Below are 26490 nucleotides of genomic sequence, written 5' to 3'. Positions count from 1 at the left end.
GCAGGCCCGGAAGCTTCAGACCTCCGCGCCCTCCACGAGAAACCTGACGCGACGCACCCCTTGCCATTCGTCCGCATCGAGCCGCCAGGCGATGACCACCTTGGGCGGCAGCGGCTCGGTGTGGCCGAACCAGATGCCGTCCACCGGCTTGCCGCGGTGCTTGAGCTTCAGGGCCAGGTGCTTCTCGCCGACGAGGCGCTGCGAAACCACTTCCACTTCCTCGCTGAAGGTCGGCGGCGCAAAGCCCTGGCCCCACACCTCGCGGTGCAGCGTATCTACCAGATCCACGCGCAGGTACTCCGGCGCGAGCGGTCCGTCGGTGTCCAGCCGGCGTGTGAGGGTCGCGGCGTCGAGCCACTCCTGTGCCACTTCGGCGAGCGCCTGTTCGAAGGTCGGGAATTGCTCCCGCGCCACGGTGCAGCCGGCCGCCATCGCATGGCCGCCGAAGCGCAGCAGCACGCCGGGATGCCGCTTGGCGACGAGGTCGAGTGCATCGCGCAGATGAAAGCCAGGAATGGATCGGCCCGAGCCCTTGAGCTCGTGCGACTTGCCATCGGCGCCGCTCGCCGCGAAGACGAAAGTCGGCCGGTGGAAGCGTTCCTTGATGCGCGAGGCGACGATGCCGACCACGCCTTCATGGAAATCCGCGCCGAACACGCTGATCGCAGCAGGCGGTGCTTGTGTGTCGTCGAACAGCGATTCCGCGAGCACGAGCGCTTTGTCGCGCATGCCGCCTTCGATGTCGCGCCGCTCGCGGTTGATGCCGTCGAGCGTGCGCGCCAGTTCATCCGCGCGGCCGGCGTCGTCGGTCAGCAGGCATTCGATGCCGAGCGTCATGTCGGCAAGACGTCCTGCGGCGTTGATGCGCGGGCCGAGCGCAAAGCCGAAGTCGAAGGTGGTTGCAGATGCCGCATTGCGGCCTGCCGCCTTGAAGAGCGCCGCGATGCCGGCAGGCATGGCACCGGCGCGGATGCGACGCAGGCCCTGGGCGACCAGCCGGCGATTGTTGGCGTCGAGCCGAACCACGTCCGCCACGGTGCCGAGCGCGACCAGGGGCAGCAGGGCGTCGAGCTTGGGTTGCGTCGCCACGTCGAACACGCCGCGCGTGCGCAACTCGGAGCGCAGCGCGAGCAGCACGTAGAACATCACGCCCACGCCGGCGATGCTCTTGCTCTCGAAGTCGCAGCCGGGCTGGTTCGGATTCACGAGCACGTCGGCCTCGGGCAGCGACGAGCCCGGGAGGTGGTGATCGGTCACCAGCACCGACAGATGGCGTGCCTTGGCGGCCGCCACGCCTTCGACGCTCGCGATGCCGTTGTCGACCGTGATGAGCATGTCGGCGCCGCTGTCCGCCACGCGCTCGGCGATCGGAGGCGTGAGGCCGTAGCCATCGGTCACGCGGTCGGGCACGAGATAGCTCGCGTGCCTGGCGCCGAGCAGGCGCAGCCCACGCACGGCGACGGCGCAGGCGGTCGCGCCATCGCAGTCGTAGTCGGCGACGACGCACAGGCGCTTGTCGTCGCGTATCGCATCGGCCAGCAGCACGGCCGCCTCGCGTGTGCCGCGCAACGTGTTGGGCGGCAGAAGGCGCGCGAGGCCGTCGTCGAGTTCTTCCTTGCCCAGCACGCCGCGCGCGGCGTAGAGCCGCGCCAGCAGCGGATGCACGCCGGCCTGTTCGAGCGCCCAGGCGCTGCGCGGGGGGATGTCGCGGGCGACGATCTTCATGATCACAGCGCCTCCAGCGCGTTGGCCGCGCCCGGTCGGTTGAACAGGCTTTTGGCCCACCGCACCATGCCGCGTGATTGCACGCCGAAGCGTCGCGTGCCGCGATCGCCGCACAGCGTGAGCGTGACCTCGGCGCCGCGCGTGTAGTCGTCGAGCAGTTCCGCCACTGGGCCGGCATCGATCGCCTGCCACGCTGACGCCCATCCGGCGCCGTCATCGCGCAAAGCGGGCGTGCGCAGCGTGTCGGCGACGATGGGGGCGGGATGGTTCGGGGCTAAGGAATCCGGCAGGTGGCCTGTGCCGCTGAGCCAGAAGGAATTGATCGGTGGCACGCCGCGCGCCGTGCGCGCGTCGTTCACTCTCTCGGTGTAGAGCAGCATCTGCATTTCGTTCTGGAGCCTGCGCAGGGGTCGCGCCGCATCGGACAAAGGCGACCACTGCGAAATGGGGAAGCCGACCGCGCGATCGATCGATGCCGTCGACAAGTTGTCGAAGATCTTGCCGTTTGCCAGCCAACGGCCGGGCGTGGCCGATGCGTGCAGCGCGATGCCATCTTCCTCGAAAAAGGGGTGCGCGGCCGCCAGCAGCGCAGCGGATTCGGCGGCGTCGATCTCGATCGCCGCCGGGTCGCCCAGCACCACGTCGTCGATGCCCACCTGCCAGTGGCACAGCGTCGCCATGCCCCAGCTTGCGCTGTCCTCGGCTGACGCCAGGCCGGACTGCCTTGCTTCCAGCGCTGCCCAGGGGATGCAGCCGTCCGCTGCTGCAATGCCCAGGGCATCGGCGAGCGCACGCTCGTGCGGCGGCGAGAGTGTGCTGTCGTCCTGCACGTCCTCGTGGACGAGCGTCAGCCGGGACAGGAGCGCTTCGAGCTTCGGCAGGCGCAATCCCGCCAGCGCCTCGCGGCAAGCGGGCGAGCCACGGCCGGCGAAGGGAATCAGGAGATGGCGGGAAGAGAGCAAGGCTGACATGGGCCTATTGTCCGGGATGCCACAATCCCGGCGATGAACAGCCACCACGCTCATCACTTCGTGTATTCGCTGCCCCCCGAGGGGGTGCAGGCCTCCCTTGGGGCGGCCCGGCGGGAGGCCTGATGCGACTTCCCTACGAACTGCAACTCGGCTGGCGTTACACGCGCGCGGGCCGGGCCACGCGGCGCAACGGCTTCATTTCCTTCATCTCCGGTGTCTCGATGTTCGGCATTGCGCTGGGCGTGGCGGCACTGATCATCGTGCTGAGCGTGATGAACGGCTTCCAGAAGGAAGTGACCGACCGCATGCTCGGCGTGATCTCGCACATCGAGATCTTCTCGCGTGACGGCCAGGCGCTCGGAGATCTCGACGCGATCATGGCCGGCGCGCGCAAGAACCCCCAGGTGGTCGGCGTCGCGCCCTTCATTGCCGCGCAGGCGCTGATCGCGCGCGGCGAAGACATGAAGGGCGCACTGGTGCGCGGCATCGAGCCGACGCTGGAACCCCAGGTGACCGACATTTCCACGACCGCGCAGCAGGGCGCGCTCGACAAACTGGTGCCGGGCGAGTTCGGCATCGTGCTGGGCGTCGAACTGGCGCGATCGCTCTTCGTGCGCGTGGGCGACCAGGTCACGCTGGTGGCGCCGGGCGGACAGGTCACGCCGGCCGGCGTGCTGCCGCGCTTCAAGCCGTTCACCGTGGTCGGCACTTTCGATTCGGGCCACTACGAATACGACTCGGCGCTCGCCATGATCCACGAGCAGGACGCCGCGCGCGTGTTCCGGCTCGAAGGCCCGACCGGCGTGCGCCTCAAGCTCAAGAACCTGCACCAGGCGCGCGAGGTGGCCGAGGAACTCGGCGCCACGCTGCCGGGCTCTTTCCTGATCCGCGACTGGACGCGCGCCAACAAGACCTGGTTCGCGGCCGTGCAGGTCGAGAAACGCATGATGTTCATCATCCTCACGCTGATCGTCGCCGTCGCGGCCTTCAATCTCGTTTCGACGCTGGTGATGACAGTGACGGACAAGCGCGCCGACATCGCGATCCTGCGCACGCTGGGATCGAGCCCGAAGAGCATCATGGGCATCTTCGTGGTGCAGGGCGCGATGGTCGGCGTCATCGGCACGCTCGGCGGCCTGCTGCTGGGGCTGGGCATTGCCTACAACATCGATGTGATCGTGCCGGCGCTGGAGCGGCTGTTCCATGCGAGCTTCCTGCCGAAGGACATCTACCTCATCAGCAAGATGCCGAGCGACCCCCAGCGCGGCGACATCGTGCCGATCACGGTGATCTCGCTCATCCTCGCTTTCGCGGCAACCCTCTACCCGAGCTGGCGCGCGAGCCGCGTCAATCCCGCGGAGGCGTTGCGCTATGAGTGATGTGGTGCTGAAAGTCCGCGGACTGACCAAGCGCTTCCATGAAGGCCGCATCGATCTCACCGTGCTGCATGGCGTCGATCTCGACGTGCACGCGGGCGAGACGCTCGCGATCGTCGGCGCCTCGGGCTCCGGCAAGAGCACGCTGCTGCATCTGATGGGCGGGCTCGACGCGCCCACGGCCGGCAGCGTGGAACTGCATGGCGAGAACATCGCGCACGTGGACGCGGCCGAGCAGGGCCGCCTGCGCAACATGCACCTCGGCTTCGTCTATCAGTTCCATCACCTTCTGCCGGAGTTCAGCGCGCTCGACAACGTGGCGATGCCGCTCAAGATCCGGCGCATGCCACCCGCCCAGTCGACGGATGCGGCAGTGTCCATGCTCAAAGCCGTGGGCCTCGACGAACGGGTGCAGCACCGGCCCGCCGAGCTGTCGGGCGGCGAACGCCAGCGCGTGGCCATTGCGCGTGCGCTGGTGACGCAGCCGGATTGCGTGCTGGCCGACGAGCCGACCGGCAACCTCGATCGCGCGACCGCCGACGGCGTCTTTGCGCTGATGCTTCAGCTGGCGCACGACCGGGGGACTGCCTTCGTGATGGTCACGCATGACGAGAGCCTCGCCTTGCGCTGCGATCGCGTGCTGCGGCTGACTGCGGGCCGGCTCGCGAACTGACCCCGCTCAGCGGCAGATGGTGGTCGTCCCCACCGGCCGGCAGGTCTTGCCGTCGATGCTCCGGTAGCGGTCCAACTGGCCGGAGCGGTCGTAGTGGTTGCCCTGCTTGTCCTCGCAACCCTGCGCGTCGCAGTTGCGGATTCGGGGCCGCATGTCGCGCGGCCGCTGGGGCTGGCGATAGGCGCCGCCGGGGTAGGGGTAGCCGTAGTCGATCACTACGGGGTCGTCGCCACGGTCGCTCCAGCGTGAATCGGTGGACTGCTCGTTGCTGCCGGATGCGCCACGGGAGTCGATGATGGCGGGGCCTGACGGTTGCGGCATCGGCCGAACGGCGTCCCCCGGATAACCCTGTGGCAGTGCGGCGCGGGGAACATCCTCGCCACCGCGTGCCGGCCTCGCCGGTTCCGGCACCGACACGCGCCCCACCGGCCTGGAGCCGGCCGAACACGAACCATCGGTATAGCTCACGTTGCCGGCGGCGTCCTCGCAGCGGATCACCTCGGCGTCGGCCGCGAGGCCGAGCGTGGTCGCGATCGCGAGGATGAGCAACTGGCGCATGGAGCGTTCATTGTCGCCCGAGGAGGCGTCAGCCTGCAGGGCGGGAGTGTCCAGGTCCGGACGGCGACCAGCGCCTGTCGTTGATGACCGGCACCCGGCCGCGAACGGAGTGCTGCAAGTACCGGGAGTCGACCCACCCGCGGTGACGCCGGGAGTCGATGCGGCACCAGCGCCAGTTGCTGATGCAACCGTTCACGCGAACGGAAGTCCGTGCAGGAAGAACAGCCACCACCTCGTAGGCCCGATCGGGGCCGCCGCGCACATTGAGCGGGCGCGTGGTCGTCGTCGTCATGGCGAGCGCGGAGAGCGGCACGCAGAGCAGCAGGGCGAGAAGGCAGGACTTCGATTTCGCAAGCGACATGGGCAGCTCCGGCAATAGGGATCACGTCCGATCCGCCTTCACTATATGCGCGCCGGGCTCCGCCAGCCCTTCGAAGAAGGATGCTTCAGGCCGGCGCGGCTCCCTGGGTCGCCGTGTAGACCGCGTACAGCGATTGGCTGGCCGCCATGAACAACCGGTTGCGCTTGGGCCCGCCGAAGCAGACATTGCCGCAGACCTCGGGCAGCCGGATGCGGCCGATGAGCTTGCCTTGCGGCGTCCACACCGTCACGCCGCTGTAGCCCACGTTGCGCCCGGCGTTGCTGGAGCACCAGAGGTTGCCGTCCACGTCGGCCCGGACACCGTCGGGCCCGCACTTCACGCCGTCGATCATGAAGTCGCTGAAGCGCTTGCCGCCGCTGAGCTTGTTGTCCGCTCCGACGTCGAACACATGCATCTCGCCCTTGCCACCCGGAATGGTGTCGCCCGGCCCCTGGCCGGTGCTGACGATGTAGAGCTTCTTGAAATCGGGCGAGAAGCACAGGCCGTTGGGGTCCGGCACGATGTCTTCGCCGGCCACCTGCGTCAGCGTGCCGTTCTTGTCCAGCCGGTAGACCGCGGTCGGCAACTCGCGCTTGTAGGAGCCGATCTCCGGCGGTTGCCCCAGCCTGGGGTTCAGGCGCCCGGCCTTGTTGGCGGGCCCGCCGGCGGCGTCGACCGTGCCTTCATAGAGCTGGGCGCCGTAGGGTGGGTCGGTGAACCAGTAGCTGCCGTCAGTATGGGAAACGATGTCGTTGGGCGAGTTGAGCCGCTTGCCATTGAAGGTCGAAGCGAGGATCGTCGCCGAGCCATCGAGTTCGTAGCGCACGACTCTTCGCGTCAGGTGCTCGCAGGAGAGCTGCCGTCCCTGGAAATCGAACGAGTTGCCGTTGCTGTTGTTGGAGGGCGACCGGAACACGCTGACGTGCCCGTCATCCTCGCTCCAGCGAAGCTGGCGGTTGTTCGGGATGTCGCTCCATACGAGGAAACGGCCAACCGAATTCCATGCTGGCCCTTCGGCCCACAAGGCGCCGGTCCAGAGCCGCTGGATCGGGGCGTTGGGCTGACGCAGGCCGTCGAAGGCCGGATCGACCGTCAGCACGTCGGGGTCGGTGAAATAGGTGGTCGGCGCGCCGCGGTGGCTGAAGTCGCGGGGCGGCTGGGTGATGGTGCTGGGCGGGCCGACCGGTGCGGCCTTGGCAGCCTGCGCGTGCACGCCGCGCGGGACGACCATTGCGGCCCCCAAGGTCGCTCCGATCCCGCAGATCAGTCTGCGGCGCTGCATTGCAGCATTCGGATGCGGCTCGGATTCTCTATGCGCCATGACTCACCTCCACAAACATCGTTGGAAGAAGCTGGACAACGCGAGGTCGCGAAGGGTTCGCATCCTATGCCCTTCTCTGCGGTTACACCAGACCGGGTTCAAGGGCTGAAGATCAGGACCACGTAGACGAGGAACACGACCAGGTGCACTGCACCCTCAAGGACCGTCGTGCGCGGCCCGGAGAACGTGAGCGTGCTCAGGATCAAGGTGAGAACGAGCAAAGTCATGCCTGTCGGATCGAGACCGAGGATCATGGTCTTTCCAGTCATGAGCCCGATGACGAGGATCGCCGGTACCGTGAGCCCTATGGTGGAGGTCGCAGCCCCGAGACACAGGTTGATCGACCGCTGCAGTTGATTGGCACGCGCCGCCGCCAGCGCGGTGATCCCTTCGGGCGCAAAGACGATGATCGCGATGAGTACCCCGCCCAAGGCAGCAGGGGCTCCGAGCGCGGCAGTGCCGTGGTCGATCAACATGGCGAGTCGCCCGGACAGAAGCACGATGGGCAGCAACGTGACCAGGAGCAGGAAGGTGTGACGCACCAACGCGGCGCCTGATGGACTGCGCTTCTCGTGCATGCCTGCAGCTGCTCGAGCGGTCCCCTCGGCCGGCGCCTCGACGAAGAATCCCTGGTGGCGCCGGGTCTGGATCAACAGGAAGATGGCATAGAGCAGAAGGGTGAAGAGCGAGAAGAAGACCGCCTGGATGGTCGTCAGGCTCCCGGACGGAACAGCCTGCGTGAAGTTGGGCAGGATGAGCGCGATCGACGCCAACGGGATGATCACCGCGAGATACGCCACGGCGCCCTGCAGGTTGTAGGCCTGTTCGCGATGTCGCAGCCCGCCCAGTAGCAAGGCCAGCCCGACCCCTGCGTTCAGCGCGATCATCACCACGGCAAACATCGTGTCGCGTCCCAGCGTCGGCGTGGCCTCGCTGCCGAGCGCCACCGCCGCGATCAGCACGACCTCGATGATCACGATGGACAGCGTGAGCACCAGCGAGCCCAGCGGCTCGCCGAGGAGGTTCGCGAGATGGTCCGCTTGCTCCACGACGCCGAACGCGCACCAGAGGATCACCACGAACAGCCAGAGAAATAGCACCGCCGCGCGCAAACCCGCACCGGGATCGGCCAGCCATGCATCTCCAAGAAGGAAGAACAGCACCACCGTCGCCCATGCAATGGCAAGACGCCCCATAAAGATCATGTTCCCACTTGGCTCCGGTGAGTTGCCTCGAACAGGTGCGGGCTCGTGGCTTTTACCGGCACGGCGCTCGCTTGTAAACCTGGACGTTCTTGCTGTCGGCAGGCGCGCTGCTTGACGAAGATGCGCCTCGCGCCGACACGCTACTTTGCTATTCTGTCGAGCATCCCAGCGCGAAGAATCCCTTCTCCAAGGAACATCGATTGCCGCATCGATCAGCCAGACGCCCTGCATTGATTGCCGTCCAGTTGCTTGCGCTCGCCTGCGCTGCCTGTGGCAACAACGATCAAGCCTCGCCGATGGCCGCTGCACCGCCGACGAACGTTCTGGTGGTCAAGGTCGAAGCAGCCCCTGTTTCCAGTACCGTCGAACTCCCCGGCCGGATCGAGCCCGTCCGGACGGCGGAAGTGCGGGCCCGTGTCGACGGGATCGTCGAGCGCCGGCTGTACCAGGAAGGCACGGACGTGCCCGCGGGCGCGCCCTTGTTCCTGATCGACCCGCGTGACTACAGCGCCCTGTTGCAGCAGGCCAAGGCTGCGTTGAGCCGGGCGGAGGCGGCGCGCTCCAATGCAGCCTCCATCGTCTCGCGCTTCAGGCCGCTGGTCAGCCGGCAGGCGGTGAGCGCACAGGAATTCGAAGCGGCGGAGACCGCCTTGCGGCAAGCAGAGGCCAACGTGAGCGATGCGCGTGCCGAAGTGACGCGCGCCCAGCTGCGTTTCGAGCGCAGCACCGTGCGGGCACCGATTGCCGGCCGCGTGGGCCGCGCCCAGGTCACTGAAGGCGCGCTGGTCAGCGCGAGTGCCGCGACGCTGATGACGCAGGTGAACCAGCTGCAGCCGATCAGCGCCATCTTCACGCAGTCCAACACCGTGATCCTCGACTTCATGCAGCAGGTGCGGGCGGGCGCGCTCAAGGTGCCCGACATGGCGCATGTCGAAGTGCGGCTGATCCTGGCGAACGGGCAGGAGTACGGCGAGCCGGGCTACCTCGACTTCACCGATCTTGCGGTCGATCCCTCTACCGGCACACAGACGATCCGCGCGCAGTTTCCGAATGCGTCGCGCACCTTGCTGCCGGGCCAGTTCGTGCGGGGGCGCATCGCATCGGGCATCCACAAGACGGGCATTCGCGTGCCCGAACGTGCGGTGCAGATCGATGCCAACTCGGCCAGTGTGGCGCTCGTCGCGCCCGACGGCACCGTCGTGCGTCGCAACGTGGCGGTCGGTGCGCAGGAGGCCGGCGAGTGGGTCGTCCTCGATGGCCTCCAGGCAGGCGAGCAGGTCATCGTCGATGGCTGGCACAAGGTCCGCCCGGGCCAGAAGGTGAGCGCGCAGCCCGCGCCGGCACCTGCTCGAACAGCCCGCTGAGCGAACGCCAATCCATGGATCGCTTCTTCGTCTATCGCCCGGTGTTTGCCTGGGTGATCGCGTTGTTCATGGTGCTCTTCGGGTTCATCGCGGTGCTGCTCCTTCCCGTCGAGCAGTATCCGGACGTCGCGCCGCCCTCGCTCAACGTGCAGGCCGTCTACAGCGGCGCGGATGCCCAGACGCTCGACCGCACGGTCACCTCGATCATCGAAGACGAGATGAACGGGATCGAGAACTTCCTCTACATGTCCGCGATCAGCCGATCCAACGGCACCGCGCAGATCACCGTCACGCTCAAGCCCGGAACCGATCTGGACATCGCGCGCACGCAGGTGCAGGACCGCCTGAGCCGCGTCGAGCCGCGCCTGCCGCTGCAGGTGCGCCAGCTGGGCATCACCGTCACCAAGGCCTCGTCGGGCTTTCTGATGCTGATCGCGTTGCAGTCCACGGGCGGTGCGTCCAATGTGACGGCGATCGGCAACTTCGCGTCGAACAACATCGTCAACGAACTGCGGCGCATCGCGGGCGTGGGCGACGTGCAGCTCTTCGGCTCGTCCTTCGCGATGCGGATCTGGCTCGACCGCGACAAGCTCGGCGGCTTCGGCCTGTCGGCGAGCGAAGTACTCGCCGCCGTGCAGGAGCAGAACAGCCAGACCGCGAGCGGCGGGCTGGGCGACCAGCCGGTCGCGGGCGGGACGGAGTTCAACGCCCAGATCGTGACGCAGAGCCGCTTCTCCACGCCCGAGCAGTTCCGCGAGATCATCGTTCGCGCCAACCCGGACGGCTCCACGGTCCGGCTCGGCGACGTCGCACGAGTCGAGTTGGGCAACGACAGCTACGGCTTCGGATTCACGGTCAACGGCAAGGAAGCCGCCGGCATGACGATCCAGCTCGCGAGCGGCGCCAATGCGCTGGCCGTGGCGTCCGAAGTGCGCCGGCGCATGACCGAGCTGCAGCCGACCTTTCCGCAGGGCATGACGTGGAGCGTGCCCTTCGACACCACGCCCTTCATCAACACCTCGGTCAACAGCGTGGTGCGCACCATGATCGAGGCGCTGCTGCTGGTCACCGTCGTGGTGTTTCTCTTTCTGCAGAGCTGGCGCGCCACGCTGATTCCCACCCTGATCGTTCCGGTCGCGCTGATCGGAACCTGCGTCGGCCTGCACCTGTTCGGCATGTCGATCAACCTGCTGTCGCTGTTCGGCATGGTGGTCGCGATCGGCATCCTGAACGACGACGCCATCGTGGTCGTGGAGAACGTGGAGCGCGTGATGCGCGAGGACGGCCTCAATGCGCGCCAGGCGACGGTCAAGGCCATGGGGCAGATCTCGGGCGCCGTCATCGCAAGCACGCTGGTTCTGGTCGCGGTGTTCATTCCGATGGCCTTCTTCCCGGGGTCGACGGGTGGCATCTACCGGCAGTTCTCGGTGACGTTGACGGTGTCGATCTTTCTGTCGACGGTGCTCGCGCTGACGCTCGGCGCGGCCTTGTGCGCGGCGCTGCTCAAGGATGACGCGACGCTGGCACGCGAGGCAGAAGGCCGCAAGCCGGGGGCCGCCGCGCGCATGCTGAACCGCGTCTTTGGCGGGTTCAATGCGGGCCTGGACGCCGGCACCTCGAAGTACATCCGCGGTGTCGACGGGATGATCGCCAGGCCCTTTCGCTGGCTTCTGGTTTTTGTTGTCGCCTGCGTGGTGACGGCCTGGCTCTTCGCGCGCCTGCCCGGTGGCTTTCTGCCCACCGAGGACCAGGGCCACATCTTCGTGACCTACACCGGCGCGCCGGGGTCGACGACGGCCCGCACCCAGCATGCGGTCGACCAGGTCGAGGCCTTTCTGCAGCAGCAGCCGCAGGTGCGCAACGTCGCGACGGTGACGGGCTTCAGCTTCTTCGGACAGGGGCAATCGGCGGCGCTTTCCTTCGTCGACCTGAAGCCCTGGGGGGAGCGGACCGGCAGCGAGAACAGCGCAAGCGCATTGGTCCAGCGCAGCAACGCGGCGTTCAGGAACATCCCCGAGGCGTTGATCTTTGCGCTCGACCCGCCCGCGATTCCATCGCTGGGCAATGCCACCGGCTTCACGATGAAGATCCAGGACCGCAGCGGCATCGGCGGCGCGGCGCTGCAGCAGGCGACCCAGCAGATGATGGCCGAGGCGGCCGCCAGTCCCATCCTGGCCGGCGTGCGTGCGGAAGGGCTGCCGCCCGCGCCGCAGCTCTATGTCGACATCGATCGCATCAAGGCCCGCGCGCTGGGCCTGCAGATCGGGCAGGTCAACCAGGCCCTGTCGCTGAGCTTCGGCTCCAACTACGTGAACGACTTCGTCTTCGAAGGCAACGTGCTGCGCGTGTTCATCCAGGCGGATGCGGCACAGCGCATGCGCCCCGAGGACGTGCTCGCACTGAGGCTGCGCAACAACCAGAACGAATCAGTGCCCTTCTCGGCCTTCACGCGGGTGCGCTGGATCTCCGGGCCGCAGCAGCTCGAACGCTACAACGGCTTTCCGTCGGCCACGCTCTCGGGACAAGCTGCGGCCGGACAGTCGAGCGGCGCGGCCCTTGTCGAAATGGAGCGCATCGCCAAGCGGGTGCTGACAGGAAGCCTCGCCTACGAATGGACCGGCACGGCCTTCGAAGAGCGGCAGGCCGGTGGACAGATCCCGCTGCTGCTCGGGCTTTCGCTGGTGGTGGTCTTCCTGCTGCTGTCGGCGCTCTATGAGAGCTGGGCCATCCCGGTCGCGGTGCTGCTCATCATCCCCTTCGGCGTTGCCGGCGCGGTGCTGCTGACGATGGCGCGCGGTCTTTCGGCCGACGTGTACTTCAACATCGGCCTGATCACCATCATCGGCCTCGCCGCCAAGAACGCGATCCTGATCGTCGAATTCGCGATCAAGGAAGAGAGCGAGGGCAAGGACCCAGCGACCGCTGCCAAGAACGGCGCGCAGCAGCGGCTGCGCCCCATCCTGATGACCAGCGTCACCTTCGTGCTGGGCATGATGCCGCTGGTGCTCGCCACGGGCGCGGGCGCGGCGAGCCGGCAGGCGGTGGGCACCGGCGTCATGGGCAGCATGCTCACCGCGACCTTCTTCGGCATCTTCTTCACGCCGCTGTTCTATGTGGCCGCGCGCAAGTGGCTGAGCCGTGAGAAGAAGCACAGCGAAGAGGCGGATGAGTTGGCGCTGCGCGCGCCGGGCGGTGAATCGCGTGGAGGCTCGGGTGAGGCGTGAGTCGGTCGTCCTGTGCCTGGCCGCATGCTGCGCGCTGGCCGCGTGCAACCACGCGCCGCCTTATCGCCAGCCGGACTTGCCTGTGGCGGAGGTCTTCGACGCGGCCGATCCGGGCGGCAGCCGGCTCGCCACGGAGATCGGCTGGCAGAGCTTCTTCGGCGACCCGCAGCTTCGCTTTCTGATCGCATCGGCCCTGGCCAACAACCGCGACCTCGTCGCCTCGGTGGCCCGCATCGAACAGGCTCGCGCGCAATACCGCATCCAGGACGCGGCGCGGCTGCCGCAGGTCAACGCCAATGCCGGCGCATCGCGCACGCAGGCCCCGCTGAGCACGATCGATCCCGAACTGGCGAACACCAGCGCCTCGGTCATCTTCAACCAGTACAACGTGCAGGCCGCGATGGCGTCCTACGAGCTCGACTTCTGGGGCCGCGTGAGCAACCTCAGCGAGGCGGCGAGACGGCGCTATCTCGCGACGGTGGAGGGTGAACGCGCCTTCCGGCTCTCGCTGATCGGCAACGTCGCCGCGAGCTACTACAGCATCCGCGCCGGGGAGGAGGGCATCGACCTGGCCCAGCACACCGTCGAGGCACGCCGCTACGCGCTGGAAATTGCCAAGCTGCGCCTCGATGCAGGCGTGACCTCCACCGTCGACTACGACCAGGCGGCCATCCTCGTGACGCAGGCGCAGACGCAACTGGCCGAGCTTCAGCGAACGACCGAGCAGCGGCGAAGCCAACTGCTGGTGCTGGTCGGCAAGCCGGTGGAGGGACCCTTGCCACCCACGCGCGCCATCGAGGACCCGGGCCAGTTCGGCGAACTGGATGCCGGCCTGCCTTCGGCCTTGCTGGTCAACCGGCCGGACGTGCTGCAGGCCGAACAGCAACTGCGCGCCGCCAACGCCGACATCGGCGCCGCGCGCGCAGCGTTCTTTCCGCGCATCGCGCTGACCGGCAACCTGGGCTTTGCCTCGGCGGAACTGGGCGACCTGTTCAAGAGCAGCAACCAGGCATGGTCGGTCGGGGGCCTCGTCAGCCTGCCGATCTTCGATGGCGGCCAGCGGCAGGCTCAACTCGACGTGGCGCAGGCGCGGCGCGATGAACTCGTGGCCCTCTACCAGCGCACCGTGCAGACCGCCTTCAGCGAAGTGTCCGAAGCCCTGATCGGGCGGCGGCGCTACCAGGAGCAGATTGCGGCGCAGGAGGCGGCGGTGCTCGCGCAACGACGCCTCGCCGAGGTGGCGGAGCTCCGATATGAGAACGGCATCTCGATCTACCTCGAGGTGGTCGATGCACGTCGAAATCTCTTTTCTGCGGAGCAGCAGTTGATACAGCTGCGGGCGACTGCGTTGCAGAACGGGGTGTCGCTCTATGTGGCGCTGGGGGGCGGATTTGCCGGGCCCTGATCCGATGTATCGTTGCGCAACCGAGTGCGAAAACTTGTAAGCGATTGCCGCACGCGATCGCTTGGCCAAGGCCTACGGGCGTCGACGCAAGCGCGATCTCCAATGCAGCTTCCCTCCGGCAGGAGGTCGGCACGAAGGTCGTGACCGGCTCGTCGGGCTCAAGGAGCGAACCATGCGCGACGCCACCGGTCCGAATGCCCCGGCCCCAGAGCCGGCCCCCGACGCCACCTCGGCCGAACCCTCGCGCCGAAGTTTCATTCGCAACGCGATCCTCTACGCCATGTTCGCGGGCACCGGCGTCAGCATGTATGGCTGCGGTGGTGGTGGCGGTGGCGGATTCGGTGCGGGCCTTGGCGGCACGGGCGGTGCGCCGCCGCCCGAGACGACGCCGACCTTTGCCCAGGGAGTCGGCAGCGGCGACCCACTGTCCGATCGCGTCATTCTCTGGACCCGCGTCACGGTCGCCAGCCCGGGGGCGCTCAACCTGACCTGGGAGGTTGCGAGCGATTCCAACTTCGGCGCCATCGTCGCGCGAGGCACGATCGGCAGCGGGCCCGAGCAGGATTACACCGTCAAGGTAGACGCGACCGGATTGCAGCCCGCGAGCGTGTACTTCTATCGCTTCTTTCTTGGTTCCGAGGCCTCGCCCGTGGGACGAACCAAGACTTTGCCGGTCGGCAGCGTGTCGCAGGTTCGGCTTGCTGTCGTCTCGTGCTCGAACTTCCCGGCAGGCTACTTCAATGTCTGCGCCGATCTCGCGAAGCGCACTGACATCGATGCCGTGCTTCACCTGGGCGACTACATCTACGAGTACGGCGTGCTGGGCTACGCATCACAACTTGCGATCGCGATCGACCGCGAATCGACGCCGTCGCGAGAGATCCTGTCACTCGACGACTATCGCCAGCGCCATCGTCAGAACCGCTCGGACCCGGACCTGGTCGCGCTGCATGCGAAGCTGCCCGTGATCGCGGTGTGGGACGATCACGATGTCGCGAACAACGCATGGTCCGGTGGCGCCCAGAACCATGATCCGGCCAACGAGGGAAGCTTCGCCGCGCGTCGCGCAGCAGCGACGCAGGCATTTCGCGAATGGCTTCCCATCCGCATGCCGGATGCGGCCGATCCGCAGAAGATCTATCGCTCGTTCGACTTCGGCACTCTCGCGTCGCTGCACATGCTCGATACGCGCCTGATCGGCCGCGACGAGCAGGTGGACCTCGATAGTTACCTCGCCGGCGGTGCATCCGCGGCATCGCGCCAGCTCCTCGGTTCCGAGCAGTCTGCCTGGCTGTCGACGCGCATGACCGCCTCCAGTGCGACCTGGCAGCTGCTCGGCTCACAGGTCCTGATGGCCCGCATGGAGATCCCGCTGAGCGTTGCCAGCGCGTTCACCGCGGAGACCCTGGGCGACTTCCTTCTTGCGCAAACGACACCCGAACCGCTGCGCAACGATGAGCAGCGAGCGCTGCTCGCGCAGCGGCGTGTCCCCTATAACCTGGATGCATGGGACGGGTACCCGGCCGCGCGAGACAGCGTACTGGCTGCCGCGCATTCGATGGGCAAGAACCTCGTCTCGCTCGCCGGCGACACGCACAACGCCTGGGCGAGTAACCTGACCGACGGCAACGGCCAGCGTGTGGGCGTGGAGTTCGCGACCGCATCGATCTCGTCACCGGGCTTCGAGCGCGTGCTGCCGCTCATCGGCAGCACGGTGCTGTCCGATGCCTTTCCGAAGATGGTGAAGGACCTGCGCTATGCCGAGACGAGCAAGCGCGGCTACGTCGTGATCACGCTGACGCCCGCCGAGGCACGCGCGGATTTCATGGAGATCAGCACTGTGCTGAGCCGCGACTACAGCGCACGGCTCGCGATGAGCCTTCATGCCCTGCCCGGCGAAGGCGGCCTCGATGTGCTGCCGGTCTAGCCGCCCAAACCGCGACATCGAAAGACGTGCTTCCGCTTACAACCAGGCACTTCGATCTGCACATGTCGATCGATGATGGACGCATGGCATGGCTAGGCGTATGGCTCGTCTGTGGAATGTTGGCCGCGAACGAGATCAGCGGGCTTGCAACAAAGCCCGGGAGCGCGCCTGCGTTGGCAGTGTTCTATGCGGCGGCGGCGTTGTTCGGACTCGGGATGATGGTCCGACGCTCGGTGCGAAGGAGGCACCCCGCGCGCCTCTATCCACCTCTGGCGCTGAGCTTGGTGGGCCTTGGGATTTTTGCCTTGCTCATCTATGAGAGGAAAGCTCCTCCGGACTGGATCAACGCCATCGTCGCCGCTGCCAGCTTTCTCGCCTTCTCCGCCTGCACAGCCTTGATTGGCGCATTCATCGCATGGCGGCGACGTGGAGCGGATCGCGATCGACGCATCAGGGAGACGCAGGACTGGGAGCGACAAAGGGTGCTCGAACGAACAACATCGGGTCCAACGCAGCAGTTCATTGCCGAGCTTGAAAACCCTCCCATCGAGGATGACGCCGACCTGCTGCCTGCGCGACCGCCAAAGCGCTGAAAAGGCGGCCTGCCGAGCCATCACCTGACGACGAACGCAGCGTCCCATTCCTGCACGTCCACCAGTTCCCACTCCTGGTTGACGGCGTTGGGTGCGCTGGATCCGGCGATGCATGCCCAGGCTTGCAAGCTCGCGCCTTGCTCGGGCATGCCTGGAAGGTGGCCGTGGGCCGCATCCAGGCAGCGACGCCCGCGGCCGTAATAGTTCTCCAGGACCGTGCGCCGTCCCATGAGGCACTGACTTCGAACAGTGCATTCCGCCGCTGTCATGGCGATGATCCGCAGCCGCCACATCTGGGACGCGTCGCCACTGCAAGTCTCCTGGACGATCACTGCTCCGGATTGGAGGCCGCTGGTCTTCAGGCATTTGCCGGAATGTCTTGCCTGCAGCATGAACCACTGGTCCTGAGAGGAGTCCGGATTGACGGGCCGGGGTAGCCGGTTGAGGCTGAACTGTTGGCTCGGCCCGCCGTAGTTCGGCCAAAGGACTACCGGTGCGCCATCGTCGGTACGGCGTCCAAGAACCTCGGCCATCATGCGGGTGCCCGAATTGACGACGTAGAAGTAGGGGACGTCGGCAACCGCAGCCTGAGGTGCTCCGGCAAGGGCGGTCGCAGCGACAAGGGCCAGTGCGACAAGGGGCCGCGTCCTGGAACTGCGGCGCGCATTGCGATCAGCATGCATGACGACCTCCGTCCGTGACGCCCCGACGCGATGCCTCAACCACTGCGACATCGCCGACGGGCCTCGGGACGGCAAGACTGAACCTTTGGCCTGCTTGCGTCAATATGGTCCTGCGTGCTTTCGCCCAGCCGCATCTGCCCCAAAGGGCTATTGCGGCGCGGCTGATGAAGCACGAGACTTCGATGGAAAGGGTACGCCTGAGATGCACCGGAAGCGGCGGAGGCGCGTTGAGGCCAAGACGAATACAGTTGCGACAACAAGATCACCAAAGGAAGCGCTGTGGGATTTCTCGAAATCCTGGATGACTTTGCGGCGTGTGTCGCTGTGGCAGTCAGCATCGCACCGGACGAATATCCCCGCTGGAGCGGCGGGTTGAAGGCCCACGTAGCGGAAATGAGCGTCTTGTGGGCCGAGATCCAACCGCAAATCCGACGTGACGTCGAGCAGGCGTGCCGCGTCGAGTCCGCGCTGCAGGAGATGACCTCAGCTGCAGAGGTCGGCGACGTCCACGGTGTCCAGAAGGCTGTCCGTGCGCTTCAGGGACTGGACGTTTCGAAGCTTCGCTGACGGCTGCCAGCGACGCTCATGGAAGGATCCGGCGTATCGCGGCGCGGAGCTGCCGCACGCTGACAGGCCGCTCAAGAAAATCCGTTGCGTCCAACTGCGCGATCTCCACTGCGGTGCGAAACGCAGTGTGCGGACCCAGGACGATCACGGGAAGGGCGCTTCCCAGGCGCCTGAGTTCGCGCACCAGCCGCAGCGTCGAGGCTTCGTCCTCATCGGCCGAGAGGATCAGGCAATCCGCTGGCCCATCGGGCAAGTTGGCAATCTGCGCGGCATCGTGATTCGGGAACACCACGGCGTCCACCACGCCGGGCGCGAGCGCCGAAGCGATCCATGCGCGATCGGGCGAACTGGCGACGACGACGTACGCAGTGGTTGGCATCAACTTCGACAAGGGGACTCGTCCGACTCGACGCGCCGCGGGCTCGCCAAAGACATGCCACCTTGTCGGCCCTTTCCAGGGGGAATGGTGAGCGCGCGTCGACGCGGCGTCGATCCCGGCGGCCACGCAGCATTCACGTACGTGCTGCCCGGGCTGGGTCGTCGCTAAGGCTTCTCCGATGCATCGAAGTCCAACTCCACCTTCGCTCCATTCGGATCCAGGCAGAACAACTGCCAAATCCCGGCCCCTGCTTGCTGTCGCAAGTCGTACTTCAGGCCGCTTTCGTCGAAGCGCTTTTTCACTGCCCGCAAGTCCTGCGCCGTGAAAGCCATATGGTCGATGACCCCTGTGCGCTGCTCGGGCACCGGCCGCCCGAAGTACAGATGGAGCACGGCCTGCGGACCGCTCCCGTAGAGCCACGCCCCGGGAAACCCGAGGTCCGGCCTATGCCCCACCTTTAGCCCCAGCAGTCCGGTATAGAAGTCCAGCGTCTTCTTCTCGTCCTCCGCAGTCACGGTGAAATGGTTCATGCCGACGATCATGGGGAATCTCCTGTTCGGGTCTGGGTCTTGAGCGGGGTCATGGCAACAGCACCAGCGCACCAGTGCTGCCGCGCGATTCGAGCCGCGCGTGCGCCTGCGCAGCGGATTCGAGTGAAAAGCGTTCGATGGGCGGCAGCCTGATCGCGCCATCGGCTAGCGCGTTCCACACGCGCTGCGCGCGCTCGGCGAGCGATGCTTGCGTCGCCACGTAGTCGAACACCACGGGCCGCGAGAAGCTCAACGACTTCGCCACCAGCGCATCGGGTGCGAGCGGCGTCAAAGGGCCACTGGCCTGGCCGAGGCTGATCCAGTGGCCGCGGCGGGCGAGGGCGGCGAGGTTCTCCTCGCGGGCCGCATCGCCCAGGCCGTCGATCACCACGTCGGCGCCGCCGCAGGTGCGCTGCACGGCGTCGGCAAAGCGGTAGTCGCGGGTCACGATCACGTGTTCGCAGCCGTACTCGCGTGCGACGCGGGCTTTCTCCTCGCTCGACACGGTGCCGATCACCGCCGCGCCGAGCCGGTGCGCCCAGGCGCACACGAGCAGGCCCACGCCACCGGCCGCCGCGTGCACCAGCAGCCGGGTGCCACGCTGCACGCGCCCCAGGTCGTTCAGCAGATAGTCGGCCGTGATGCCCTTGAGCAGCAGCGCAGCGGCCGCGTCGTCCTCAACGGCGGCGGGCAGACGGATGACCCATTCGGCCGGCACGTTGCGCACGGTGCAGTACGCGCCCGGCGCCGGGCCGAGGTAGGCCACGCGGTCGCCTGGGAGAAAGCCCGACACCTGTGCCCCGACGTCGACCACGGCCCCAGCCGCTTCCATGCCGGGAACGCCGGGCAATGCAGCCGAGACCGGCAGCATCTGCGGCACCCAGCCGCGGCGCAGGTACACGTCGAGAAAGTTGACGCCGATGGCGCGCTGCAGGATACGAACTTCGCCTTCGCGCGGCGCGGCGGCCTCACCGTCTTGCGGCCGAAGTTCCTCCGGGCCGCCGTAGCGTTCGATGCCGACGCGGCGCGTGGGCATGGGCATGGCAGTGGGCATCGGAGCCGAACCCGCCGCCCGCTGGTCACTTCCTTGCCGCAGGTGCCGCCGCAGATTCTCGAAACCAGCCTCATACACGCCCTGCGCCACCGTGTCGCGCAGCTCGCGTTCCATCCCGGGCGGCGTCGCGAAGGTCGATTCCCAATGCCAGAAGGTCCGGTTGCCATCGGTCACCGGCTTCAGCGTCACCGTCGCCACGTAGCGTTGAAGCGGCAAGGTCGCTTCGACGATGCAGTAGGTGCTCTTGTGCTCGGTGTCCGACAGCGTCAGCAGTTGTTCACGGATACGGTTGCCGTCCCGCAGCGTGAAGCTGCGCACGCAGCCCACCTGGTCGCTGCGCTCGTTGCCTTCGATACGGCTGCGTTCCACGACGTCGTGCCATTGATCGTGGCTGTTGAAGTCGCGCAGCACAGCCCACACGCGCTCGATCGGCGCGTCGATGACGGTCGAGCGGACGACGCGCTGCAAGCCTGCCATCAGCGCCCGCCGAACTGCAGCTTCAGTGCGTTGAAACCGCCCTGGAACACGTCCTGGCCGATCGACTGCGTCAGCTCCCCCTCGCGGCCCGGCTCGCAGTCGAACTCCGCACTCCATTCGGCGAAGCAGCGTGTGCCGTCGGTCACCGGCGTGAGCTTGAGTGTGGCGACGTAGTGAGTCACGCCCATCGGGCTTTCGAGGATCTCGTAGGTGCAGCTGTACTCATAGTCCGACAGGGCCAGCAGCTTCTCGCGGATCATCCCGCCGTCGCGTGTGTGGAAGTGCCGGATGCACCCAACGCGATCGGCCGCCTGTCCGTTCTCGATGCGACTGTCGGCAATCAGCGGATGCCACTGTGGCATGCCGTTGAAGTCACGCACGCGCGACCACACGTTGTCGGCGCTCGCGTCGATGACGCTCGAAACATAGACGTTGACCATGCGCTATTCCTGCCGTTCCTTCTTCGCGCCGGCAGGCAGGGCGGCATGGGCGCCACTGGTGTCGCCCACCAGCCGCTGGATGTCGCCGCCTTCGATGCCGATCTCGCGCAAGAGCTGGTCCACCAGCGGCGCCTGCGCGCGAAAGCGCAGTGCGGAGTTGACCAGCCCGTCGGCGAAGTTGCCGCCGTCGCCGTTGCGGGCACCGTCGCCCGACGATCCGCCGAGGCCCTCGACATGCAGGATCTTGATGCCCTCGATGTTCTCCAGTGGCCGCACCGATTCGCGGATGATCGCCTCGGCCTTCTCGACCAACTTCATGCGCAGCGCGGACATGCGCGCCTCAGGGGAGAGCATGTTGTGCGATTCGTTCATCATGCGCGCCGCGTCGGCCTCGATCTCGGCGCGCACCTTCATCGCCAACGAGCGGATCTTGTCGGCGTCCGCATCGGCCTCGGCCTGTGCACGAATCGCTGCGCCGCGCGCCGCGCTTGCATCGCTCTCGGCCTGGGCCGACGACGTGAGACGCAAGGCATCGCGCTCGGCCACCTGCGCCGCGGCGATCAGGTCGATGGCCTTCTTGCGTTCGGCCATCTCGACCTCGCGCGCGGTGAAGACCTTTTCTTCCGCGGCCACCGCCGTGGCGCGTGCCACCTCGGCCTCGGCCTGTGCTTCGCTCTGCGCCTTGCTCTCGCGGGCGATCGAGATCGCGCGTTGCTGCTCCGCGAGTTCGAGCGACAGACGGCGTTCGATCTCCGCACTCTGGATCGCACGCTCCTTGCCGATGCGCTCCTCCTCGATGGTCTGCTCGGAGCGGATGCGTGCGGTATCGATGGTCTGCTTCGCGGAGATCTGCGCGCCCTCGGCTTCCTGCTCCCGTTGCGCGCGTTCGGTCGACACCTCGGCGCGCTGGCGGGCGCGCGCCATCTCCAGCTCCCGCTGCTGCGCCAGGCGCGCGTGTTCGCTCTCGCGGTCGATGTCGAGGGAGAGCTTCTCGGCTTCGAGGTTCTTGTTGCGGATGGCGATGAGCGTGTCCTGCTCGACGTCGTTGCGCTGCTTCTTGCGGTGCTCGATCTGTTCGGTCAGACGCGTCAGGCCCTCGGCGTCGAAGGCGTTGCTGGGGTTGAAGAACTCCATGCCCGTCTGGTCGAGCTGCGTCAGCGAAGCAGCTTCGAGTTCGAGGCCGTTCTTGGTCAGGTCTTCGGCCACGGCGTCGCGCACGCGCCGCACGTAGGCACCGCGCTTCTCATGCAGTTCCTCCATGGTCATTTCGGCGGCGGCGGTGCGCAAGGCGTCGACGAACTTGCCTTCGACCAGTTCCTTGAGCTGCTCCGGCTCCATGGTGCGCAGGCCGAGCGTCTGGGCGGCGGCCGCCACGGCATCCTCGTTGGTGGCGACGCGCACGTAGAACTCGGCGATCACGTCGACCCGCATGCGGTCCTTGGTGATGAGCGCCTTGTCGCGCCCGCGGCTGACTTCGAGGCGCAGCGTGTTCATGTTGACGGGGATCACGTCGTGCACGATGGGCAGCACGAAGGCGCCGCCCCCCAGCACCACCTTCTGCCCGCCGAGGCCGGTGCGCACGAAGGCGCGTTCCTTCGAGCTGCGCAGGTAGAGCCAGTGCAGCAGCCACACTGCGATCGCCACGACGATCGCAACGACGATCAGCCCGAGGATGAAACTTCCGAATTGAGCGCCTGACATGGGTGTCGTCTCCTGTTGATCTATCGCGTGATCTGGACAAAGCGTCGCGTGGTCTCGGTGAGGGCCGTCTCGGTCGGAAGGCGCTCCATCGAGCTTGCGCCGTAGAAGCCGGCGCAAGACGGGCAGTGCGCGAGCACGTACTGGGCGTCCTCCGGCGTGGCGATCGGGCCGCCGTGGCACAGCACGATGGCATCGGGCTTCACTGCATGCGCTGCGGCGGCCCACTGGTTGATGCGCGGCACGCAGTCGGCCAGCGTGAGCGCGGTTTCCGCGCCGATGGCACCGCCCGTCGTCAGGCCGAGATGGCACACCACGATGTCGGCGCCGGCCTCGGCCATGGCGCGCGCATCGGCTTCGCTGAAGACGTAGGGTGTGGTCAGCAGGTCGAGCGCGCGGGCGCGGGCGATCAGCTCGACCTCCTGCGCGTAGCTCATGCCTGTCTCTTCGAGGTTGGCGCGAAAGACGCCGTCGATCAGCCCGACCGTCGGGAAGTTCTGCACCCCGGAGAAGCCGAGCGAGACCAGCCGATTCAGGAACTCTTCGGGGATCATGAACGGGTCGGTGCCGTTTACGCCTGCGAGCACGGGCGTGTGGCGGACCACCGGCAGCACCTCGCGCGCCATTTCGCAGACGATCTCGTTGGCATTGCCGTAGGCCATCAGCCCTGCGAGGGAGCCGCGTCCGGCCATGCGGTAGCGGCCCGAGTTGTAGATGACGATGAGGTCGATGCCGCCGGCTTCCTCGCACTTGGCGGACAGGCCGGTCCCGGCGCCGCCGCCGATGATCGGCCGGCCGGCGTCGATCTTCTCGCGGAAGCGCTGCAGCAGTGTCGATCGGGCGATGCGGGGCATGGTCGTCGGTCTCCTCGCGTGTTGCTGTTCAAGCGCGCCGCGCGCCCGGCGCCGTGCGCGCCACTTCGTGCCATGCGCCGACCAGCGCGTCGGCGAAGGCTTCGTCGTTGATGTGCAGCGGCAGCCGCAGCAGCTTGCGGTCGGGGCCTGTGCGGAAGCCACTTTCAATTGAAGTGAAAAGCGCCCGATCAGCCTCAGGGTCGTGAAAGGGCTGGCCGGGCCGGTCGATGGCAGACACGCCGCCTTCGGGAATGAGGAAGCGAACCGGGCCCCGCATCGCATTGAGCTTGGTGGCGATGAATTCGCCGATGGCGCGGCATTCGTCGGCCGTGGTGCGCATCAGCGTCACGGTCGGGTTGTGGCGGTATAGCCGGCGCCCCTTGAAGCGCTCGGGCACCGTGTCCCAGGCGCCGAAGTTGACCATGTCGAGCGCGCCGCAAGAGCCGACGTAGGGCAGGGCATGCTGCGCGAACACGTCCAGCCGCGTCGGGCCGGCCGAGAGGGTGCCACCGACGATCTCGTCCGCGATCTCCGTCGTCGAGACGTCGATCACGCCCGCGACCAGGCCCGAGTCGGCGAGCTTCTCCATCGATTGGCCGCCGACCCCGGTGGCGTGAAACACCAGGCAGTCGTAGCTGTCTTCGAGCCGTCGGGTCACCGCTTGTACGCAAGGCGTGGTCACGCCGAACATCGTGAGGCCGATGGCCGGCCTGGTGATCGTCGAGGTGACGGGCGGGTGCGCGATCATGCCGGCCAGCGCGTTCGCCGCATTCGTCAGCACGAGTTCGCTGATGCGGTGAATGCCCTGCACGTCGGTGACCGAGTACATCATGCAGATGTCGCTCGGCCCCACGTAGGGGCGCGTGTCGCCGCTGGCCATGGTCGAGACCATCATCTTGGGCACGCCGATGGGCAGCGCGCGCATGGCCTGCGTCGCCATCGAGGTGCCGCCGGAGCCGCCGGCCGAGATGATCCCGCCGAGGTCGCGCCGCGAGGTGAGGAAGGCTTCAAAGGCGAGCGCCATCGAGGCCATCGCACTGCCGCGGTCGTTGCTGAAGACGGCCGATTCGCCTTGCGGGTGATGGCGCGCCACTTCGCGTGGATGGATGCTGGCGGGAGATGGTTTGCCGGAGGTCGCGAGATCGACGGTCACCACGCGCATGCCCAGCTTTTCGAGACATTGGCGCAGGAAGGCGAGTTCGCGGCCCTTGGTGTCGAAGGTGCCCGCGACGTAGGCGGAGCGCACGCTGCCGACGGCTACGGGGAACTCGAAGACCCGGGGCGATGGTGACGTGGATGCGGCAGGTGATGCGACAGGCGTCGGTGTGGGTGCCGGCGCCGCGCGGGCAATGTCCGCAACCGGGGCAGCGGTGCCGCCCGCGTTCCACCGCGTGAACCCCCGCACCGTGGCGGGGGGCAAGTCGTCGAGCGACGGCGCGCCGTCGCCATGCGCGCGCCGGACCGTGAAGACCTGTGTGGACGCCGGCGCTTCGGCCTCGGCGGATGCGCCGGTGCCCTCGACCTCGTCGTCGGCACCGCCCGAGCGCACGCCGAGCAAGCGCTCCTGCAACTCGCGATCGGCCGCGAGCTGCGACGCCGGCATCTCTTGCGCGATGCGGCCGTTGACCATCAATCCGATGCGATCGGCCACCGACATCGCGACACCGAGGTTTTGCTCGATCAGCAGCACCGCGATGCTTCCTTCCGCCACAAGGTTGCGCAGCGCTTGTGCGACCTGATCGACGATTACGGGGGCCAGCCCTTCGGTAGGCTCGTCCATCACGAGGAGCCTCGGGTCGAGCAGCAGCGCGCGGCCGATGGCGAGCATCTGCTGTTCGCCGCCCGACAACTGCGCACCGCCATGGCCGCGCCGCTCCGCAAGCCGAGGGAACATCGCATAGACCCGGTCGACCTCGCGTCGCCGGCTGGCGACGAGCCGCAGTGTCTCGTCGACCGACAGCGAAGCCCACACCCGGCGGCCCTGTGGCACGTAGGCGATGCCGCGCTTCGTGATCTCGTTCGGCGCCAGGCCCAGGATCTCCTCGCCCGCAAGGCGGACGCTGCCACGCGCCGGCACCAGCCCCGTGATGGCGTTGCACAGCGTGGTCTTGCCCATGCCGTTGCGCCCGACGATGCCGAGCACGCCGCGTTCCAGCACGAGGCTGACCCCCTGCAGCGCATGGGCGCGGCCGTAGAACACATCGAGCGACTCGATGACGAGCACCGGCGCGCCGCTGGCGGCCGCCTTGCGATCGGTGCCGAACCATGCCATCAGTGCTTGCTCCCCATGTAGATTGCCTGCACCTGCGCGTCGTTCTCGATCTCGTCCGGCGTGCCGGTGCGCAGGGTGCGTCCGTTGTGCATGACCGTGACCCGGTCGACCACGCGCAGCGCGATGTCGAGGTCGTGCTCGATCAGCACGAAGCTCATGTGCGCCGGCAGTGAGCCCAGCAGCGCGACCAGTTCGCGCCGCTCGACGGGCGACAGGCCCGCGGCCGGCTCATCGAACAGGATCAGGCGCGGCGCACCGGCGAGCGCCATGCCGATCTCCAACTGGCGCTGCTGCCCGTGCGCGAGATTGGCGACTCTTTCATCGGCGATGTGGCTCAGGCGCGAGCGATCGAGCAGGTCGTTGGTGGCCCGCGTGGAGGCGTTTCCCGCGCGCGCCCTCAGGAAGCTGAACCGGCCGCTGGCCACGCCGCGCACCGCGAGAAAGAGGTTGTCGCGCACCGTCAGGTCGCGAAACAGCAGCGAGGACTGGTAGGTGCGCCGCAGACCCTTGCGGATGCGATCGTGGGGCGGCAGGTCGGTGATGTCCTCGCCGAAGAAATGAATGCGCCCGGCCGTGGGCGGGAAGTCGCCGGTGATGGCGTTGAACAGCGTGGTCTTGCCTGCACCGTTGGAGCCGAGGATGGCGTACTTCTGCCCGGCCGTGACCGTGAGCGACACGTCATCGACCGCACGCAGCGCACCGAAGGCACGCGTCACCCCGTCCAGCCGCAGCGCGTCGCCCGAGAGCAACTGCGTGCCGGCGCCGCTGATCGCGTGGCCGCGCGAAGCGGCCGGCCGGAGCGGGGTGATCGTGGCCACTATGCGCGCCCCCTT

Annotated in this window: 23 protein-coding genes and 1 pseudogene; 8 read left to right on the top strand and 16 right to left on the bottom strand. The window is 67.3% G+C overall.

Annotation, left to right across the window (positions count from 1 at the left end):
- Positions 1-15 precede the first annotated feature (15 nt).
- Positions 16-1725, bottom strand: a complete 1710-nt coding sequence (gene recJ, locus QTI04_RS23555) for a single-stranded-DNA-specific exonuclease RecJ (protein ID WP_286617746.1) — start codon at positions 1723-1725, stop codon at positions 16-18.
- A gap of 2 nt (positions 1726-1727) precedes the next feature.
- Positions 1728-2696, bottom strand: coding sequence for a hypothetical protein (locus QTI04_RS23550; RefSeq protein WP_286617745.1), 969 nt, complete (start codon positions 2694-2696; stop codon positions 1728-1730).
- Positions 2697-2818: 122 nt separating this feature from the next.
- Between QTI04_RS23550 and QTI04_RS23545 the strand changes: the two genes are divergently transcribed.
- The gene (locus QTI04_RS23545; RefSeq protein WP_286617744.1) at positions 2819-4075 is read left to right on the top strand and encodes a lipoprotein-releasing ABC transporter permease subunit; all 1257 of its coding nucleotides are present in this window, start codon (positions 2819-2821) and stop codon (positions 4073-4075) included.
- On the top strand, positions 4068-4745 hold the full coding sequence (lolD, locus tag QTI04_RS23540) for a lipoprotein-releasing ABC transporter ATP-binding protein LolD (RefSeq protein ID WP_286617743.1): 678 nt from the start codon (positions 4068-4070) through the stop codon (positions 4743-4745). Before QTI04_RS23545 ends, lolD begins: the two co-directional genes overlap by 8 nt.
- A 6-nt stretch (positions 4746-4751) precedes the next feature.
- Here lolD and QTI04_RS23535 read toward each other — a convergent pair whose 3' ends face one another.
- The 4 genes from QTI04_RS23535 to QTI04_RS23520 all read right to left on the bottom strand — a co-directional run bounded on the left by QTI04_RS23535 (position 4752) and on the right by QTI04_RS23520 (position 8190).
- A complete protein-coding gene (locus QTI04_RS23535) occupies positions 4752-5303 on the bottom strand; it encodes a DUF4124 domain-containing protein (RefSeq protein WP_286602307.1) in 552 nt (183 codons plus the stop codon).
- A 28-nt stretch (positions 5304-5331) separates the two neighbouring features.
- Positions 5332-5664: an SH3 domain-containing protein gene (locus QTI04_RS23530; RefSeq protein ID WP_286617742.1), complete on the bottom strand. Its 333-nt coding sequence runs from the start codon at positions 5662-5664 to the stop codon at positions 5332-5334.
- A gap of 85 nt (positions 5665-5749) precedes the next feature.
- A complete protein-coding gene (locus QTI04_RS23525; protein WP_286602304.1) occupies positions 5750-6946 on the bottom strand; it encodes an SMP-30/gluconolactonase/LRE family protein in 1197 nt (398 codons plus the stop codon).
- A gap of 137 nt (positions 6947-7083) precedes the next feature.
- Positions 7084-8190 (bottom strand): calcium:proton antiporter, encoded by a 1107-nt coding sequence (locus QTI04_RS23520; RefSeq protein WP_286617741.1) that lies wholly within the window; start codon positions 8188-8190, stop codon positions 7084-7086.
- Positions 8191-8486: 296 nt separating this feature from the next.
- Here QTI04_RS23520 and QTI04_RS23515 point away from each other — a divergent pair, with 296 nt between their 5' ends.
- From QTI04_RS23515 to QTI04_RS23495, 5 genes are all read left to right on the top strand, one after another.
- The gene (locus tag QTI04_RS23515) at positions 8487-9554 is read left to right on the top strand and encodes an efflux RND transporter periplasmic adaptor subunit (RefSeq protein ID WP_286617740.1); all 1068 of its coding nucleotides are present in this window, start codon (positions 8487-8489) and stop codon (positions 9552-9554) included.
- 14 nt (positions 9555-9568) lie between these two features.
- A complete protein-coding gene (locus QTI04_RS23510; RefSeq protein ID WP_286617739.1) occupies positions 9569-12778 on the top strand; it encodes a multidrug efflux RND transporter permease subunit in 3210 nt (1069 codons plus the stop codon).
- A complete protein-coding gene (locus QTI04_RS23505; RefSeq protein WP_286617738.1) occupies positions 12768-14183 on the top strand; it encodes an efflux transporter outer membrane subunit in 1416 nt (471 codons plus the stop codon). Before QTI04_RS23510 ends, QTI04_RS23505 begins: the two co-directional genes overlap by 11 nt.
- A gap of 172 nt (positions 14184-14355) precedes the next feature.
- The gene (locus tag QTI04_RS23500; RefSeq protein WP_286617737.1) at positions 14356-16110 is read left to right on the top strand and encodes an alkaline phosphatase; all 1755 of its coding nucleotides are present in this window, start codon (positions 14356-14358) and stop codon (positions 16108-16110) included.
- Positions 16111-16172: 62 nt separating this feature from the next.
- Entirely contained in the window at positions 16173-16703 is a 531-nt protein-coding gene (locus QTI04_RS23495; protein WP_286602294.1) for a hypothetical protein, read from the top strand.
- 20 nt (positions 16704-16723) lie between these two features.
- Here the strand turns inward: QTI04_RS23495 and QTI04_RS23490 are convergent, their stop codons facing one another.
- Positions 16724-17386, bottom strand: coding sequence for an RICIN domain-containing protein (locus QTI04_RS23490; protein WP_286602292.1), 663 nt, complete (start codon positions 17384-17386; stop codon positions 16724-16726).
- Between the two features lie 279 nt (positions 17387-17665).
- Here QTI04_RS23490 and QTI04_RS23485 point away from each other — a divergent pair, with 279 nt between their 5' ends.
- A complete protein-coding gene (locus tag QTI04_RS23485) occupies positions 17666-17953 on the top strand; it encodes a hypothetical protein (RefSeq protein ID WP_286602290.1) in 288 nt (95 codons plus the stop codon).
- A 16-nt stretch (positions 17954-17969) separates the two neighbouring features.
- Here QTI04_RS23485 and QTI04_RS23480 read toward each other — a convergent pair whose 3' ends face one another.
- The 9 genes and pseudogenes from QTI04_RS23480 to QTI04_RS23440 form a co-directional block, all read right to left on the bottom strand.
- Positions 17970-18332 carry a response regulator gene (locus tag QTI04_RS23480; RefSeq protein ID WP_286617736.1) on the bottom strand — a complete coding sequence of 121 codons (363 nt, stop codon included), beginning with the start codon at positions 18330-18332 and terminating at the stop codon, positions 17970-17972.
- Positions 18333-18496: 164 nt separating this feature from the next.
- The gene (locus QTI04_RS23475; protein WP_286602288.1) at positions 18497-18874 is read right to left on the bottom strand and encodes a VOC family protein; all 378 of its coding nucleotides are present in this window, start codon (positions 18872-18874) and stop codon (positions 18497-18499) included.
- A 37-nt stretch (positions 18875-18911) separates the two neighbouring features.
- Positions 18912-20393 carry an SRPBCC family protein gene (locus tag QTI04_RS23470; RefSeq protein WP_286617735.1) on the bottom strand — a complete coding sequence of 494 codons (1482 nt, stop codon included), beginning with the start codon at positions 20391-20393 and terminating at the stop codon, positions 18912-18914.
- The gene (locus tag QTI04_RS23465) at positions 20393-20833 is read right to left on the bottom strand and encodes an SRPBCC family protein (protein WP_286617734.1); all 441 of its coding nucleotides are present in this window, start codon (positions 20831-20833) and stop codon (positions 20393-20395) included. Before QTI04_RS23465 ends, QTI04_RS23470 begins: the two co-directional genes overlap by 1 nt.
- Positions 20834-20836: 3 nt before the next feature.
- Positions 20837-22534: a flotillin family protein gene (locus QTI04_RS23460; RefSeq protein ID WP_286602283.1), complete on the bottom strand. Its 1698-nt coding sequence runs from the start codon at positions 22532-22534 to the stop codon at positions 20837-20839.
- 20 nt (positions 22535-22554) lie between these two features.
- Positions 22555-23385, bottom strand: a complete 831-nt coding sequence (locus QTI04_RS23455; protein ID WP_286602281.1) for a phosphoenolpyruvate hydrolase family protein — start codon at positions 23383-23385, stop codon at positions 22555-22557.
- A gap of 28 nt (positions 23386-23413) precedes the next feature.
- Positions 23414-24631 carry a Tm-1-like ATP-binding domain-containing protein gene (locus tag QTI04_RS23450; protein ID WP_286602340.1) on the bottom strand — a complete coding sequence of 406 codons (1218 nt, stop codon included), beginning with the start codon at positions 24629-24631 and terminating at the stop codon, positions 23414-23416.
- Positions 24632-25162: 531 nt separating this feature from the next.
- A pseudogene (locus QTI04_RS23445) lies at positions 25163-25657 on the bottom strand (ABC transporter ATP-binding protein); the annotation flags it as partial.
- On the bottom strand, positions 25657-26475 hold the full coding sequence (locus QTI04_RS23440) for an ABC transporter ATP-binding protein (protein ID WP_286617733.1): 819 nt from the start codon (positions 26473-26475) through the stop codon (positions 25657-25659). The pseudogene QTI04_RS23445 and the gene QTI04_RS23440, both read right to left, overlap by 1 nt.
- Positions 26476-26490: the final 15 nt, after the last annotated feature.

It is taken from the genome of Variovorax sp. J22R115 (assembly GCF_030317005.1).
GTDB lineage: Bacteria > Pseudomonadota > Gammaproteobacteria > Burkholderiales > Burkholderiaceae_C > Variovorax.
The sequence above is the reverse complement of the archived record's forward strand: the minus strand, read 5'-3'. Positions and strand labels throughout refer to the sequence as shown.